Annotated in this window: 15 protein-coding genes; 8 read left to right on the top strand and 7 right to left on the bottom strand. The window is 41.6% G+C overall.

Features of this window, described 5'->3' with window-relative positions:
- Positions 1–7: 7 nt before the first annotated feature.
- The 5 genes from truA to DC077_RS04320 all read left to right on the top strand — a co-directional run bounded on the left by truA (position 8) and on the right by DC077_RS04320 (position 4,083).
- Positions 8–811, top strand: a complete 804-nt coding sequence (gene truA / locus DC077_RS04340) for a tRNA pseudouridine(38-40) synthase TruA (RefSeq protein WP_109200969.1) — start codon at positions 8–10, stop codon at positions 809–811.
- Positions 812–929: 118 nt separating this feature from the next.
- The gene (gene trpS / locus DC077_RS04335; protein ID WP_109200747.1) at positions 930–1,937 is read left to right on the top strand and encodes a tryptophan--tRNA ligase; all 1,008 of its coding nucleotides are present in this window, start codon (positions 930–932) and stop codon (positions 1,935–1,937) included.
- 126 nt (positions 1,938–2,063) lie between these two features.
- Positions 2,064–2,846, top strand: a complete 783-nt coding sequence (locus DC077_RS04330) for a segregation and condensation protein A (RefSeq protein WP_109217845.1) — start codon at positions 2,064–2,066, stop codon at positions 2,844–2,846.
- Between the two features lie 88 nt (positions 2,847–2,934).
- On the top strand, positions 2,935–3,279 hold the full coding sequence (locus tag DC077_RS04325; protein ID WP_239990229.1) for a ComEA family DNA-binding protein: 345 nt from the start codon (positions 2,935–2,937) through the stop codon (positions 3,277–3,279).
- Between the two features lie 225 nt (positions 3,280–3,504).
- Complete coding sequence (locus DC077_RS04320; protein WP_109217844.1) at positions 3,505–4,083, top strand: hypothetical protein; 579 nt, start codon at positions 3,505–3,507, stop codon at positions 4,081–4,083.
- Between the two features lie 139 nt (positions 4,084–4,222).
- On the opposite strand, the gene DC077_RS04315 is transcribed toward DC077_RS04320, so the two are convergent.
- Positions 4,223–5,281, bottom strand: a complete 1,059-nt coding sequence (locus DC077_RS04315) for a YkvI family membrane protein (RefSeq protein ID WP_109200750.1) — start codon at positions 5,279–5,281, stop codon at positions 4,223–4,225.
- Positions 5,282–5,885: 604 nt separating this feature from the next.
- Positions 5,886–6,968 (bottom strand): AI-2E family transporter, encoded by a 1,083-nt coding sequence (locus DC077_RS04310; RefSeq protein ID WP_109200751.1) that lies wholly within the window; start codon positions 6,966–6,968, stop codon positions 5,886–5,888.
- 385 nt (positions 6,969–7,353) lie between these two features.
- On the opposite strand from DC077_RS04310, the gene DC077_RS04305 reads away from it, so the two are divergent.
- Both DC077_RS04305 and nth read left to right on the top strand, forming a co-directional pair.
- The gene (locus DC077_RS04305) at positions 7,354–8,013 is read left to right on the top strand and encodes an RnfABCDGE type electron transport complex subunit B (protein WP_239990230.1); all 660 of its coding nucleotides are present in this window, start codon (positions 7,354–7,356) and stop codon (positions 8,011–8,013) included.
- 192 nt (positions 8,014–8,205) lie between these two features.
- A complete protein-coding gene (nth, locus tag DC077_RS04300) occupies positions 8,206–8,841 on the top strand; it encodes an endonuclease III (protein WP_109200972.1) in 636 nt (211 codons plus the stop codon).
- A gap of 158 nt (positions 8,842–8,999) precedes the next feature.
- Here the strand turns inward: nth and DC077_RS04295 are convergent, their stop codons facing one another.
- From DC077_RS04295 to lon, 5 genes are all read right to left on the bottom strand, one after another.
- A complete protein-coding gene (locus tag DC077_RS04295; RefSeq protein WP_109200752.1) occupies positions 9,000–10,055 on the bottom strand; it encodes an NAD(P)H-dependent flavin oxidoreductase in 1,056 nt (351 codons plus the stop codon).
- Positions 10,052–10,813, bottom strand: coding sequence for a TatD family hydrolase (locus DC077_RS04290; protein ID WP_157953483.1), 762 nt, complete (start codon positions 10,811–10,813; stop codon positions 10,052–10,054). The genes DC077_RS04295 and DC077_RS04290 overlap by 4 nt, the downstream gene beginning before the upstream one ends.
- 68 nt (positions 10,814–10,881) lie before the next feature.
- On the bottom strand, positions 10,882–11,445 hold the full coding sequence (locus tag DC077_RS04285) for a YecA/YgfB family protein (protein WP_109200754.1): 564 nt from the start codon (positions 11,443–11,445) through the stop codon (positions 10,882–10,884).
- 362 nt (positions 11,446–11,807) lie between these two features.
- Complete coding sequence (locus DC077_RS04280; protein WP_094566799.1) at positions 11,808–12,086, bottom strand: HU family DNA-binding protein; 279 nt, start codon at positions 12,084–12,086, stop codon at positions 11,808–11,810.
- Between the two features lie 130 nt (positions 12,087–12,216).
- Positions 12,217–14,667 (bottom strand): endopeptidase La, encoded by a 2,451-nt coding sequence (lon, locus tag DC077_RS04275; RefSeq protein ID WP_109200755.1) that lies wholly within the window; start codon positions 14,665–14,667, stop codon positions 12,217–12,219.
- A gap of 495 nt (positions 14,668–15,162) precedes the next feature.
- Between lon and uvrB the strand changes: the two genes are divergently transcribed.
- The gene (gene uvrB / locus DC077_RS04270) at positions 15,163–17,202 is read left to right on the top strand and encodes an excinuclease ABC subunit UvrB (protein ID WP_109200756.1); all 2,040 of its coding nucleotides are present in this window, start codon (positions 15,163–15,165) and stop codon (positions 17,200–17,202) included.
- The last annotated feature ends 16 nt before the right edge of the window (positions 17,203–17,218 follow it).

Here is a 17,218-nt window from a genome sequence, read left to right as displayed (position 1 = left end):
CCAAGAAATGTCAGCGTCCCAACATCGCTATGCACTCCTAATTGAGTATGATGGTACGAACTTCAAGGGATGGCAAAAACAGCTCAATCCGCCGGTTCGTTCAGTTGAGGCGGTCTTAGAAGAGGCTGTTAGCTTTGTGGCAAATGAGGAGATTAAACTTGTCTGTGCCGGACGCACCGATGCTGGCGTCCATGGTATTAATCAGATCGCCCATTTCGATAGCGATGCCGTTCGTGAAAAGCGCGCCTGGATGTTAGGCATTAACTCTAATCTTCCGGCTGATTGTGCCGTCCGCGATATTACCGAGGTCTCTTCCCAATTTCATGCTCGATTTAGCGCTATCAGCCGTACCTATCGCTACATCATCTACAATCATCCCTATCGTAGCCCTCTTCTTAGAACTCAGAGTCTCTGGTGCTACCATCCGTTAGATGTGATAAGGATGGAGCAATCCGCTCAAGCCTTAATCGGGGAGCATGACTTTTCTGCTTTCCGCTCATCAGAGTGCCAAGCAACAACCCCTTTTCGAAATATCCATCACATCACCTTCCAACAGAATGGGCCACTTATTGAGATTGAATTAAAAGCAAATGCCTTTTTACACAATATGGTCAGAAATATTGTAGGAACGCTTCTTGAAGTCGGATTAGGGAAAGAGAAGATCATTTATCCTCAACAAGTCTTAGAGAGTCGGGATCGGACAAAAGGGGGAATGACAGTGCCCCCGCAAGGTTTACATCTCTACCATGTGGAATATCCTACGGCTCTGATGCCACAATTATCTCTTACGACAAAAATGTCGATTGCATAGTATCAAAATTTAAGTCTCAAAATAGAGTATTATTAGTTAGGAATTGTTATTACAGCAATGGAGCGGTCCATCTCAAATCTCTCAATTGCTTATTCTAATTTGCGATAAAGGAACTAAAATGAAACAGAAGACAGTTTTAACAGGAATTAGTACAACAGGAACTCCCCATCTGGGAAATTATGCCGGTGCTATTCGCCCCGCCATTGAGTTGAGTAAAACTCACGATAATGCTTACTTCTTCCTTGCTGACCTTCACTCTTTAATCAAGTGTCAAGATCCTGAATTGGTCAATCAATCTCGCCTTGAGATTGCCGCAACTTGGATGGCGCTTGGCCTCGATACCGATAAAGCGATCTTCTATCGTCAATCGGATATTGAAGAGATCCCGCAAATTACCTGGCTTCTAAATTGTGTCACAGCAAAAGGGACGATGAATCGTGCCCACGCTTATAAAGCAGCTGTTGATGAGAATCTTGCTCAAGAGAATGATCCCGATCGTGGTATCACAATGGGGCTCTTCTCCTATCCTGTTCTAATGGCAGCCGATATCTTAACATTCAATGCAGATCTTGTTCCGGTAGGTAGTGATCAACGACAACATGTAGAGATTGCTCGTGAGATCGCTCAACGCTTCAATCATATCTATCAAGCTGAATTCTTTGTGATGCCACAAGAGGTGATCGATGATGAGACTGCTATTTTGCCAGGACTTGATGGTCGCAAGATGAGTAAATCCTATAACAATACAATTCCCCTCTTCCTCCCTGAGAAAAAATTACAAAAAGCGATCAATCGTATTGTGACAAACTCATTAGAGCCCGGTGAAGCTAAAGATCCCGATAGCGCTCACCTATTTGATATCTATAAAGCATTTGGCACTACCGAAGAGACTGCCGCTTTCCGTGCAGCCTTAATTGATGGAATGGGTTGGGGAGATGCTAAAAAAGCGCTCTTTAATCTCATCAATGAGCAAATTCAAGAGTCAAGAGAGCGCTACTATGAGCTAATGGCTAATCCACAAATCATTGAAGAGACCCTCCAAAAAGGGGCGGAAAGAGCGCGTATTCCAGCAAGAGAGATGCTACAAAAATTGAAAGATGCAGTGGGTTTACGCAATTTTATCTAATCCCCTCCTTTCAAAACTCTCTAAAGACTCTCTAAAGACCCTCTTTTAAAAATTCTTTTTTAAAGAGATTCATCTAAAAGAGGCCTTGATCATACAAAAAAGCGATAAGAAGGATGCTCAGCAGATATGAGTGAACATGATAATATAGCGATCTTTAAGGGGGAGCAACTCAATCCCCCTGTCGATCTCTTTATCCCCCCAGATGCCTTTGAAATTTGGCTCGATCAGTTTGAGGGACCACTCGATCTGCTGCTCCATATTATTCGTAAAAATAACTTCGATATTCTCGATATCCCCATTAGTGACATCACCACACAATATATGTCCTATATCGATTATCTTGAAGAGGAACGCTTTGAGCTAGCCTCAGAATATCTTGTAATGGCAGCATGGTTAGCAGAGATTAAATCTCGAATTCTTCTCCCAACGCCGGAAGTTGATGATATTGAAGAGGAGCTCGATCCTCGTCAAGAGTTAATTCGTCGCTTGCAGATCTATGCACAATATAAGGAAGCGGCCAATCAGCTCTCCCAACAGGCAATCTTCTATCGGGATACCTTTCCCGTTTCACCCGAAACGCCCAATATTGTCATCGAGACCCCAGCGCCAACCATTGAGCTATCACAGCTTCTTCAAGCATTAGAGAAGATTATTGCACGCGCCAATCTCCATCAAAAGCATCAAGTTGAATCTGAAAAGATCTCAATCAATGATCGTATCGATGAAATTATGGATCGTTTGAGTCCTGAAAAACCACTCCCCTTTACGGAGCTCATCAATCCTGCTGAAGGTCGATATGGAATTACCATCTCCTTCCTCTCACTCTTAGAGTTAGCACGAAAGCAGCAGATTCTCCTCACACAGGAAGAAGCCTATAGTGATATCTTAATCACGCTCTATAGAGAATAATTTCCCATCTCCTAGAAGAGTTACCTACAGTTAAAACTGCTTATTTTTAGAAGGTCTTTTTTCTAACCATTTGAAATAAGGAGTTTTTATGAAAGGTAATATCATCACAACACTCACTAGAGTAAAGCTCTCTATCTCACTGCTCATCACATCGCTTCTAATGGCAATCACCCAAGCTGCTCCGATCAATATCAATACGGCAGATGTCGATACCATTATGGAGAATTTAACCAATATTGGTCCAGTTAAGGCAACGGCAATTGTTGAATATCGTGAACAGAATGGCCCCTTTAAGCGTGCTGAGGATCTTCTCGCAGTTAAAGGGATTGGTGAAAAGACCTTAGAAGCGAATCGCGATAATATTATTATCGATGAGATCGTGGAGAATGCTGAAGTCATCGATAATAGTGAAGACTCTACTACTGAGAAGTAGAAGATCTGAGGAGAAAGGGGAGAGATATCTCCTCGCTCATAACTCTCTATACTCTCCCTAACTCAACTATCTCCTCCCGTTTCTCCCCATCTCTCTACCCTCATTATTCTTTTGTTCTCTTCTAGATTCGTCTACATTCTTTTGAGCTCTTTTATTTTTATTCTCCCCTACTTCCTATTTCCTGTTTCCTTGAGAAAGAGAGAAACAGTAAGGTAAAGAAAAAAGATGATAAAAAAGATGATCTATACGCCAAATCATGAACGAGGTATGACACTCCTAGAGATGATTCTTCTCCTTCTACTTATCGCGCTGACAAGCTTTGCCCTTATCCCTCTCTACCGCTCACTTCATGAGTCGATTCTGCTTGAGATTGCAACATTTCATCTAAAACAGGATCTACAGATGGTCAAAAACTTGGCTTCGTTAGAGGAGCGGTCGCTAACACTTTGTGGCAGTCGTGATGGCCTCCATTGCCTCGGAGAAGAGGAACGAATCTGGCCAGGTTGGCTTCTCTTCTACGATGATCAACAACAGTTCATCCCGATAGAAGAGACTATTTTGCACTACTACCCTCTTGCAAAGAAGAGTCGGCAGCAACTGATGATTACTACAACGGTGAATATTGGTGGTGGACTCAATATCAATGCCCGCAGAGAATATGGTTACGGTATGGCTCGCTCATTGCCGAATGGAAGAATCAATATCTGTTACCAAAATAAAGCCCGAAATCACCAAAATCTCCCCTCCTTCATTATCAATGTCTATGGCTATTTTCGCCTTACCAATGAAAAGGGTAGCTGCTAAGCAGACTACCCTAAATTTTTTCATTTTAATTGATTGTTAATTATTGTTTGCTATTTTCAGTAACTTTTAGAGATTTTTGAAGATCTTTAAAGATCCTCAAAGCACTCAAAAATCCTGCAATAGCAACGCTAGCAAACTACTACTGCTTCTCTGCCATCTTCCGTAATTTGAAAGGTGCATAGATTAAGATCGCAATTAAGAAGAGTCCTAAATAACCGATCAAAGGATAGAAGTAAGCGATCAAATCTGTAAAACCAACGAAGCTTGCAACATAGCCCACAGCGCCCGTTATAATAGCGAAGATATAGGACTTTTTCGTCTGCATTATTGTAAAGCGCGCTACAAATGCATAGTACATCGCAACACCGGTATTGTAGATCATACCGAAGAGAACAATCGCCATAAAGCCCCCTAATACGGGCGAGATATCTTGAATGATTTTCAATAGTGGTAAAGGATAATCACCCACAATATCCACTTTAAGGAAGATAGCTAAATGTGCTAAAAGAATTAAGAGACCAACCCCTATTCCGCCTAAAAAACCACCCCATGTGGCAATTTTTACATTAGACTCACTTCCGCCCATCACTAATGCCATGCCGGCACCTACCGCGATATTAAAGGAGACATAGTTAACGGCAGAAACAAACCAGTTTGGTAATGAGGTCTCAATACTTGTAGCGATAGGCTCTAAAACAGCTAGATCTTGGCTATAGGTGAAGAGGCTATAGGTACAGATCACCACTAATGCCACAATCAAGAAAGGAGTGATACTACCAATGAGCGAGATAACACGATGAATCGGCATCAGTACCGTCGCTACAATTAATACCGTCATCACTAAGCTGCCGATAAAAGGAGAGAGTCCTAAAAACTGTGTTCCTAAACTTCCCGCGCCTGCAACCATCACAACGCCGACACCAAAGAGTGTTAAGACCAAAATAGCATCAACGACCGAGCCCAAAACCCGTCCACTTAAGGTGTAGATCGCTTCACTATGGGAATGAACCTTCATAATGCTCCCGATACGGGTCAACATCATTCCCATATAGGCAAAGAGAACCGTCGCAACAAATGCTCCGACAATCCCCATATAACCGAAACTTGTAAAATATTGTAGAATCTCTTGTCCCGAGGCAAACCCTGCCCCGACAATAATTCCTACGAATGCACTCGCAATACGCAGCACTTGAAACATAACCCCTCCTCATGTTAATGGTTCTATTTCGCTCTCCTTTCTTCTTCTTTCCTAACTATTTTTATTTAGAAAATATTATTGAAATAAGGAATTATTTGAATTAAGGGAGCAATTTTTATTTTTCAAATTAAAGAGTTAACCCATTTAGCTGATTTAAGATTTTCAAATTATCTTAAATAACCTAAATTACTTAAATTACTTAAATTACTTAAATTACTTAAATTACTTTTAAGTTTGTGCTTTTTAATTTCTACTTTTTAATTTACAATTTTAATTTACATTTAAACTAATATTTTCAACTAACATTTTTAGCGGATCGATATTTTCGGATTGTTTCTCAATCTCTTCTTCTATCAATCGCATCAATCTCGATAACAGAGTTATCATCATCACTTCGATGATAATATCATCCCGAGGATCGCCCATAATAAGAGCGCCTCAAAAATAGGGCGCTCTCTGATGATAGATTTAACATATAACACGTTACATACTAAATCTATTTATTGCAAAATAAATACTCAAATCATATAAAAAACAGATCGAAAATATATAGGGTATATATGTGGTATATATGAAAAATATATGGGAAGTATGAAGGATATCATTACGCCTTCGGTTCCTCTTTTTTACCATTATAAAATTCGCTCTGAAGATAACGATGGTAGAGAAAACGGAGTGCAACCATTAAAACAGCACAAGCGGGTAATGCTAATAATACCCCGGTAAAACCAAAGAGCGTTCCTCCCGCCATTAAAGCGAAAACAACCGCAATAGGATGCATACCTAATTTGTCCCCAATTAAGATCGGCGTTAAAACAAAACTCTCCATCAATTGACCGATCGCAAAGACGATCCCAACAAAAAAGAGATGGGTCAAAGTACCATACTGGAACCAAGCAACCGTTAACCCCATAATAACACCTGAGGTTGCTCCAAAATAGGGAATAAAGCTGATTAAGCCAGCAATCATCCCAATCACCAAGCTATATTCCACCCCGACGATACTCAATCCAATTCCATAAATACATGCCAAACAGAACATTACGGTGAGTTGTCCGCGTAAAAAACCACTCAACATATAGTTAGCCTCATGGAAAAAACGCATCGTTTGGGGAAAGATTGTTCTTGGGATCAGTGTCTCAAATCTTTCAGTGATAGTGGTCCAATCTCGCATAACATAGAAAGTGATCATCGGAATAAGAAAGAGGCTTACTAGAAAGCCGATGATTCCCATAATGATCGCACTAATAGAAGGGGCTATTTTTGAGGTAAGTTCTCCAAGATAATTGAGTGATTTTGTCAATGCTTGTCGCGCTTCATATTGATTCTCTTTAAGACTCTCTAAAGAAAGCAGTTTCTCCAAACGGGGAAAGATATTATCCTGCACCCAGAGATAATAGGTGGGAACTTTATCAACAAATACTAAGATCTGATTGAGAAGCTGCGGGATAACAACCGTTAAAAGAAGCGCTAAGAGCAGGAGTAATCCTGCAAAGACAATGGTCACAGCTAAAACTCTTGGAATCCGCTTCGACTCTATCTTTTCAACTAGAGGATTTCCCAAATAAGCTAGACCAAATGCAATTAAAAAAGGGATTAAAACAGCAGCTAGACGATGAATAAGATAGAGTGTTAAGAGCACTCCGATCCAAAAAAATATAAGACGATTGACTCGATCAAATTGCATATAGACTCCTATCTATTACCTTTCGCTACTCTCTATCCGCAAGATCAATCGAGGCACTCACTAGAGCAATATATGCTAGTGAGGTATATTTTGCGGACTCATAATCTTCTATTCTACGCAAATTCACCCCAAAAGCCGATCTATTTAAGCGAAAGTTTAAGCAGAAACTTAAACGGGAATTAAACAGGGATTAAACGATAATTAAAATGACTATTTAAACGGAAATAGTGACCGCCATCAATCGCTTAATTAATGATGAGTCAAGAGACTCTAAAAAAGCTACATTACATTGGAAGAGCGCGGGAAGATCATTGCGAAAATAGTGTGAATCTCCTATGATTATGAACTTCAATTCTTTACTCATATTCAATAGTAGAAAAATATCATGCAACAGACCATGCAACAGACAGCTCAGCAGAAAGAGGATCACTTAATTGATGCCGTTGATGCGCTGTTACCCCAAACACAATGTGAGCAGTGTCAATATGAGGGTTGCTTTGCCTATGCAGAAGCAATCGTACGCAATGATGCCCCTATCAATCGCTGTCCTCCGGGAGGCACGCGCGTTATCACGGCATTAAGCCAACTCTTATCTCGTCCACCACTTCCTTTAGATGAGTCATTAGGCAGATATAAACCACCTCAAGTGGTCCGAATTGAAGAACCCTACTGCATTGGCTGCATGAAATGTATCTTAGCTTGCCCTGTTGATGCGATTGTAGGGGCTCGTCGCTTAATGCACACAGTTATCGCTCAGGAGTGTACAGGCTGTGAGCTCTGCATCCCCCCCTGCCCTCTAAATTGTATTGTCATTGAACCTTTAGATCCTCAACTTGCCGAATCAGAAGAGGGCCTCTCCTCTTGGGAGCAGAAACGCGCTGAGAGATCTCGTCAGCGATTTAGAGCGAAGAAAGCACGAGAGGCGGCTCGTACCAATATTACCGACACCCAGCCTCCTCAAGAAAAAGAGCTTGCCGATCCTGTGCCGAAGGCCAAAATGCTCGATCTTATTGCGCTTGCAAAGAAGAGTTATGAAGAGCGTTAAATTGAATTAAAATCACAATTAGAAATAGCAATTAAAGTCATCATAGATAATATTTTAAATACTCGAAATGTTGGAATATTGAAATATTGAAATACCAGAAATTTCGATCGATTTAAAAACTGAAAGAGTTTAAAGCGTTTAAAGAATTTAAAGAGAGTTAAAATGAGCAAGAAGAAAGAGTATCAGCGCTTAATGAATCGTGAGGAGATCACTCAATTCTTTACCATTCTCCGAAATGAGAATCCTGAGCCTAAAACGGAATTGATCTATAACTCCACATTTGAGTTATTAGTAGCAGTTCTTCTCTCCGCACAATCAACAGATGTCGGCGTTAATAAGGCGACTAAAGATCTCTTTGCAGCCGCAAATACACCACAATCGATGTATGATTTAGGGGAGGAGAAGATCAAAGAGTATATTAAGACATTAGGTCTCTATAACTCTAAAGCAGCAAATCTCCATAAAACTTGCGGCATCTTAGCTACGCAATATCAAGGAGAGGTGCCTAATGAGAGAACGGCACTAGAATCACTCCCGGGCGTTGGCCGTAAAACAGCGAACGTTATCCTTAATACCGCTTTTCGCCAACCGACTATGGCGGTGGATACCCATATCTTTAGACTCTCAAATCGTACAGGTCTTGCGCCTGGAAAGAATGTTCGTGAGGTTGAAGATAAACTGCTTAAACGTATTCCTAAGGAGTTCCTACTCGATGCACATCACTGGCTAATTCTTCATGGTCGTTACACCTGTATCGCTCGTAAACCCCGTTGTGCTTCCTGCTTGGTCTACAATCAATGCCAATATTTAGCAAAGAGTGATGAGTGATGATGAGTAGTGAAATGGCTAATAAGAACCAAAAAAAGCGAGCTCTTTCCGGCTCGCTCTTTTACAATATTGCTGATCCATTAGTAAGATTCAATGGTAGAACTCATTGGTGCATTTATTAATAGAGTTTAATAGAGTTTATTAGAAGAATCTATCGCTTAACTCACCAATGACTCCATCAATTTCTTTACAGAAACTCTTTCACAAAATGGAGCATTAACACTCGCCCAGATCGGCTGAAAATCGACAGGATTATCCCCCATCTCTAACTCATCAATAGTTGCCGCATGCACTAAAAAGAGCTGCTCTGGGAAGGGTAATGTTCTCCCCCGCACTTTTCTTAACTGCATGGTTCCTAAATTGCTGTAGCAGCGACCTAATACTCCGGTCCAGTGCTCTGTTAAAACTGAGTCATACTCATTACTCTTTATGAGTAACTCAGCCTCTTGATCGTTCAATCCTGACTCCGGCGTCAACATAAAGGCTGTGCCAATCCCAACACCATCAGCACCTTGAATAATCGCTGCAGCAAAGAGTGATTTATTATAGATTCCACCAGAGACAGCAAAAGGCTTCTCTAATAGATGAGATCCTTGAATCGTTAAGGCTTGCGCACTAAAGGCATGTGTTCGTACATCACCAATAAATGTGTGGCGCATCCCACCAGATTCAGAGCCTTGTAGAAGATGGACGTCAACCCCACTCTCTTCCCATAAGAGAGCTTCCACCATGTGAGTGGAGTGACCAATAATTTTTACGCCGGCCTCTTTTAGAAGAGAAATAGTCTCTTTTGATGGGATTCCAAAGGTAAAACTGACAACTGGAACCTCTTCATCTAAGATCACCTCTAAAAGATCATCCAGTGGTGAGAGCTCCCAAGCTTCTGTATTGAGATTCTCCACCTCTAAAAGCTCTGCACTGGCAAATCCTTTCATTCGTGAAATTGCATCGGTATAGAGCGATGTCGGAATATCACGGCTCTTCGAAATCATAAGATTAACGCCAAAGGGTCGATCGGTTAGCTCTTTAACAGAGGAGATCTCATGCTGCAATGCTTCGGCAGTTAAGAAACCACCTGCAATCATGCCTAGACCACCACTATTTGAGACTTCAGCAACAAGTTCGGTTGAACCTCCATGGTAGAGAGGAACCTGAATAATTGGGTACTCAATCGATAATTGTTGAGATAAGCGTGCAGGTTTATTGATCGTCATTCTATCTCCAAACTAAATAAGTGAATCGCATTCTGTGTAGTTATCTTAGCAAGTTCTCCCGCTTCAAGCGATTTTTGTTGTGCAATAAAATGGGCTATCGGCACTAAATCCTCAGGAAGATGCATCTCTCCGCGCTGGCGATAGGCACCACTTTGAAAGGGGGCATCTGTTTCAAGTAGTAAGCGATCTAAAGGCGTTGCTTGTAGGAGCTTCTGTAACCTTTTTGCTCGAGGATAGGTCACCGCTCCCCCAAATCCGACATAAAATCCGAGCCCTAAGATCTGCTCTAACTGCTGTAGACTGCAATTGACCCCATGAAATACAGCGCTCGCCCCGGGATAACGCCGTAAAATCTGTAAAACAGCATCCACCGCCTTAAAGGAGTGAATGATTAATGGTAATTGATAGGTCATCGATAACTCTACCTGCGCCTCAAAGAGCGCTATCTGCTTTTGATGATCCTCACGAGAAAAGTCGAGCCCACATTCCCCTACTGCAACCGGAGAGTAGCACTCAATCGCCCTCTTTAACTGCGCTATCGCTAAATCTACAGTCTCTGGCAGAAACCAAGGGTGAAGCCCCAATGCCGGATAGCAATTAGGATTATCTTGCGATATTGCCATAATTGCTGAAAATGATGCCACTGTTGTTGCCGGCACAATCCATGCATCAACCCCGCGCGCTCGAGCACGCTGCAAAAGCTCGAAAAGCCTCTCTGAGGGCTTTATATCATTAAGGTGTATATGAGTGTCGATCACGCTTCTCAATCCCTTTCTGCTAACCCTTTCATACGATATCTTTTATAGAAAATCTACCATAGGCCAACTTAATGGAGCTGTGATACAGCCTCTTCTCTATCATCTCGCCCTTTCAGGTGATAATAGAGCATTAATGCGCCAACCCTAACAAATTCAATCAACTCCTCAAGGGCAAGATAGTCAGACTCATCTGCAAGCTCTTCAACTACCTGCGACTTTTCAAGAGCAGAAAACTCAATAATATATCGAATATACTCTCTACCATCTTCATCAAGCGCAGCATAGAGATCGCTCGAGAGCCCAAAACCATAGCTAAATCCATGACACCACTTAATAAATCCCTCAATTCGATTCTCTAGTGGCTCTTCTGGCAAAAGAAGAGAGAGATTAAAGTCATCCGAATTTAATTCAGCAACGCTCTTCTCATAGAGAATCTTTAAGATCTCTTGATTCAACTCTGCTTCATCAAAACGGATATGCTCAAGCTCGACCAACCAATTGTGGAAGTAATCGAGTGATTCGCCACATAACAAGGCGATAAGGAGGCCTTGTGCCTCTGAAAGATTGAGACCGGGAAATTGCTGTTGCAATAATTCGTAGGTCACGCTCTGGGGGATTTGTGCTTCTGACATCAATCGATTCCTTTCTCTATCAAAGAGGTGCTTTACCAAAGTCTTTTAGACAAGCGCTTTATACCTATTCTTTATGTTAGAAGTCATTAATAGAAGTTCCTAATAAAAGTTCCTAATAGAACTCCTATATAAAAGTCTTCATAACAGTCTTTATAAAAAATCTTTATAAAAGGCCTTAAAAATGTTCTTTAAAAGGGTTCTTTAAAAGCGCTCTATTATAACGTGATTTCCCGGAAAAGAGATACCATAAAAGCCGGCATCAATAGGACTTAATGGAACTCAATGGGATCGAGTCGATACAAAAAGGCTTTAGCACGAAATGTACTAAAGCCTTTTAATATGCTCTGTTAAATAAGGAATACTTACTTATTAACTGACTCGCGAAGACCTTTACCAGCTCTGAATGCAGGTACGCGTGACGCTTTGATCTGAATTGTTTTTTCAGGGTTACGTGGGTCACGACCAACACGTGCAGCGCGATCACGTACTGTAAATGTACCGAAACCAATTAAAGTTACACTATCACCATTTGCAAGCGCTTCAGTAATGGTTTCCATCACTGCTTCAACCGCTTTCGCAGAAGCTACTTTCGTCATTTCCGTTTTTTCTGCTACTGCAGCAATCAATTCAGTTTTGTTCATAAAATTATATCCTACTATTAAAAAAACATGTAATTTGCACGATCATAGTGTGCTTATGTCTATTCAAATTAACAAACTTTGCTAATTCTGTATAGATTTATACGTCCGCAATCGACGCAAGTCAAGTAATTCAATGTGTTTTCGCTCTTTTTTTGATCTCATCGACCTCTTCAGGAAGCGTTGTAAAACTATCGAAGCGTTTCCACTCATCTTGTCTTGTAAGTGATTGTGTTAATGCACAATCTACCACTTCATCGAAGGTTTTTACAGGAATAATCTCTAATGTCTCAAGAATATATTGTGGCACATCTTCTAAATCCTTCACATTCTCCTCTGGAATCAAGACAGTACGAATTCCCGCACGCTCCGCTGCTATCAATTTTTCTTTTAATCCACCAATAATTAACACATGCCCTCTGAGGGTAATCTCACCGGTCATTGCGATATCGGAGCGGATAGGAACCCCTATAAGAGCAGAAAGAATCGCTAAGGTAATAGCAGCACCAGCGCTCGGACCATCTTTAGGAATCGCCCCTTCAGGTGCATGAACATGAATATCCCACTTCTTATAGAAATCATCTGGAAGACCATAATAACTACTTCGAGCTCGAATAACAGTTAATGCTGTTCTTACCGACTCTTTCATCACATCGCCAAGGCTACCGGTAGCAATGAGTTCTCCTTTCCCCGGCACTAACTGAACCTCAATCCCGAGAAGATCGCCACCTACTTGTGTCCAAGCTAAGCCATTAACATAGCCAACCTCATGCTCATCCTCTTTAATACTATGGCGATACTTCATTGCACCAAGATAATATTTGATACGCGCCTCATCAATCACCTCGCCCTTACGATCACGCTCTTTATCGAGCATTCTCTCTTTAATAAATTTACGGAAAAGGGTATTGATCTCTCGCGTCAAATTACGGACACCCGCCTCTTTAGTGTAGTGATTAATTAAGAAAAGAAGCCCCTCATCGGTGAATTTAATCTCCTCACGCGTTAAGCCATTCTCCTTATAAGCGGCAGGAATCAGATGCTCTTTAGCGATCGTTAATTTCTCAAGCTCGGTATAACTTGAAAGCTCAATAATATCCATACGGTCACGAAGTGGACCAGGAATATCATAACTATTGGCGGTAGCAATAAACATCACTTCCGATAGATCGATATCGACATCGAGATAGTGATCATTAAAGGTACTATTTTGTTCCGGATCTAAAACTTCTAAGAGCGCTGCTGCAGGATCACCTTTATGGCTATGCCCTGTCTTATCGAGTTCATCGAGAAGAATGAGAGGATTTTTACTCTTCGCTTTTGCTAAAAGTTGAACCAATTTCCCCGGCATTGCGCCAATGTAGGTTCGGCGATGCCCTCTAATTTCAGATTCATCACTCACGCCTCCTAAGCTCATTCGCACAAACTCTCGCCCTGTCGCTTCAGCAATAGAGCGCGCTAGTGATGTTTTACCAACTCCCGGCGGCCCAATAAAGCAGAGAATATCCCCTTTCTTCGATTTTGTGTGACTAATCACCGCCAAATGCTCGAGGATATGATCCTTCACCTTTTCAAGGCCAGAATGGTCTCGATCTAAGATCTTCTTCGCCGTAATTAGACCATAACGTAAGCGGGAGCGACTATTCCAAGGCATCTTCAAGAGCCAATCAATATAGGTTCGCGCCACCGTTCCTTCTGCTGACATTGCCGGCATCGACTTAAGACGTTTTACCTCATTGAGCGCCTTCTCTTCTGCCTCTTTAGGCATCCCTGCAGCTTTAATCTTCTCTTCAAGTGCCTCTAACTCAGAAAGCCCTGAATCATTGAGATCATCTAACTCTTTATGAATCGCTTTGATCTGCTCATTGAGATAATATTCACGCTGATTTTTTGAGATCTGTGTCTGAACTAAACCATGAATGCGACGTTGAAGATCGATAATATTGAGTTCAACACTCAGATGATTGATAAGTAGATCGGCAGCCTCTCCTAAATCCTCTGCAGCTAAGATCGATTGCTTCTTCTCCACAGACATCGGAATTTCACAAGCAAGCTTCATCACTAATGGATAGAGCGCTTTATCTTCTAACAGAAGCTCCGGCGTTAACTGTTTAATTTGAGCATTTTCTAAGAGCTTCTTCACAAGCTTTTCAAAGGTGCTGTAGTAGACCTCCTCTTCCGCCTCCGTTAAATTATTCTCAAACGGCGCAAGCTTGTAGCTCCCCATAACAAAATCAAAAACATAGCCTTCACTATTTTCATAGACTAACTCTTTCGTCTTCTCTAGTCTGACTCGTTCAAGGGCCTCTAATGTTACTTGGTAGGATCCCCCTTTTGAGAGCTTACTAGAGATAATGCGGACAACCACACCGGTATGGTAGATGGTCTCCATATTGATCTTCTCTTCATCAGGGTCTTTTAAACTCATCAAAAGAACACGATTATCAACCTCAGCTGACATCTCAAGTGCTCCTATTGATAGGGGTCTACCCACTAAAAGTGGAGTTTTTGTCCCCGGAAATACAACTAAGTCGCGAAGCGCTAAAATAGGTAATTCCGCATCTTTTACTCGTTTTTGAGACATTCGTTTTTATCTCCAATTTATTATAATGTGATTTGGTATTGATCCACGTTTTATCGGTCAATCTCTGCATCAATGATCTTACCACCTAAGCGTGATTGTTAGAAGTTATGCTATAGTAGCCCCCGGCGCCACTTCGTAGCGATCCTCTAAAGCGGCTCGACAAATTTATGAGCCTTCTTCTCTTTGAGACCAATTTTTTATGAGTCTTTCTATCTCTCTTCTAGCTCTTTTCTATGTCTATGACTTTCGATAGTTTTCTATAACTTTCTATAACTTTATTTGTGGATTTCTCTATGACTTTTCTCTCAATCATCGATCAGTTTTTTATAAACTTGCTTATAAATCTCTTATAACTCTTTTATAAATTTGTCTATAAAGTTTATATTTCGATAAACTCTATATCCTTATACATTTATATCCTCATATATTTGCTAAAGACATTTAATAGCGACCTTTGATAACGACCTCTATAAACCGATACAGATGAATCTTAATATGGCGACAGATCACACACATTTCAAGCTCTCCACCCATTATTCTCCTGCAGGGGATCAACCTGCGGCAATTGCTGCCTTAACGGAAGGACTCAATGATGGTCTGGCATTCCAAACACTGCTTGGCGTAACGGGTTCAGGAAAAACCTTTACCATGGCCAATGTGATTCAAAATACACAGCGGCCGGCGATGATCTTAGCCCCGAATAAGACATTAGCTGCACAGCTTTATGGAGAAATGAAGGAGTTTTTTCCAGAGAATGCGGTGGAGTATTTTGTCTCCTACTACGATTACTATCAACCTGAAGCTTATGTCCCGGCATCCGATACCTTTATTGAAAAAGATGCTTCGATCAATGATCATATTGAACAGATGCGTCTATCTGCGACAAAAGCGATTCTAGAGCGCCCCGATACCATTATCATCGCAACTGTTTCTGCCATTTATGGTCTTGGAGATAAGGATCACTATATGAGTATGATCCTCCATGTCACAAAAGGAGAACGCATTGATCAGCGAGATATTATTAGACGATTAGTTGAGCTGCAATATACGCGCAATGATACGATTTTAGAGCGAGGAAACTTTAGAGTCCGTGGCGAGGTGATCGATATCTTTCCTGCTGAGAGTGAACGAGATGCTGTGCGGATTGAGCTCTTTGATGATGAAATTGAGAAGCTCTCCTTCTTCGATCCGCTAACGGGACATGTTTCACGCAATGTTCCCCGCTTGACGGTCTATCCTTCGAGCCACTATGTTACTCCAAAAGATCGACTCCTCGCCGCTGTTGAAGAGATTAAAGTGGAGCTTGCGGCACGTTTAGAAAAGCTTCGTTCCCAAAATAAACTGTTAGAAGCGCAACGCATTGAACAACGCACTAAATTTGATATTGAGATGATGATCGAACTAGGCTACTGCCAAGGAATAGAGAACTACTCACGCTACCTCTCTGGCAGAAATCCCGGAGAACCACCACCGACACTCTTCGATTATCTCCCCTCAAATGCGATCCTCTTTATTGATGAATCGCACGTTGCCGTTCCACAAGTCGGCGCAATGTATAAAGGAGATCGCTCCCGTAAAGAGACCTTGGTCAATTACGGTTTCCGCCTCCCCTCTGCACTCGATAATCGGCCACTCAAATTTGAGGAGTTTGAAAACTTGATGCCCCAAACCATCTTTGTTTCTGCAACACCTAGCACCTATGAAGCTGAACATGCCGATCAAGTGGTAGAGCAAGTTGTCAGACCTACGGGGCTTCTCGACCCTATCGTCGAAGTTCGCCCGGCAGAGACACAGGTCGATGATGTCCTTTCTGAAATTCATCAGCGCCTCCCTAAAAATGAGCGGGTCTTAATTACAACTTTAACCAAAAAGATGTCAGAGGATTTAACAGAATTCTTAGCAGACCATGGAATCAAGGTACGATATCTTCACTCCGATATCGATACGGTCGAGAGAGTTGAGATTATTCGGGATCTACGCCTCGGCATCTTCGATGTCTTAGTAGGTATTAACCTCTTACGAGAAGGGCTCGATATCCCGGAAGTCTCTCTCGTTGCTATTTTAGATGCCGATAAAGAGGGCTTTCTCCGCTCAGAGCGCTCTCTGATTCAGACAATAGGACGCGCCGCACGAAACTCAGAAGGAAAAGCGATTCTCTATGCCAATAAGATTACAAAAGCGATGCGCGCCGCAATTGATGAGACAGAGCGTCGAAGAGCTCTGCAAGAAGCACACAATCAGCAACATAATATTACCCCCACAACAATTAAAAAGCAGATTCAAGATATTATGTACGATGCACGCGATAATGCTCCTGACAATGAGTATATCAAAGAGTATCGTGGCAAATTGATGATCGATGCACAGAGTGTTGAAGATGAACATCAATTCAAATCTGATCCTAAAAAGTTAGCGAAACATCTCGCTCAATTAGAAAAAGAGATGCTCGATCATGCTCAAAACTTAGAATTTGAAGCCGCAGCTGAAGTGCGAGATGAGATCGAACGTCTCAAAAGAGAGTTCCTGCTTACTTAAAGCCCAAAAATGCTGA

The sequence above is a fragment of the Ignatzschineria cameli genome (genome assembly GCF_003121895.1).
Taxonomy (GTDB): domain Bacteria; phylum Pseudomonadota; class Gammaproteobacteria; order Cardiobacteriales; family Wohlfahrtiimonadaceae; genus Ignatzschineria; species Ignatzschineria cameli.
This window is presented reverse-complemented; position numbering and strand designations above follow the sequence as displayed.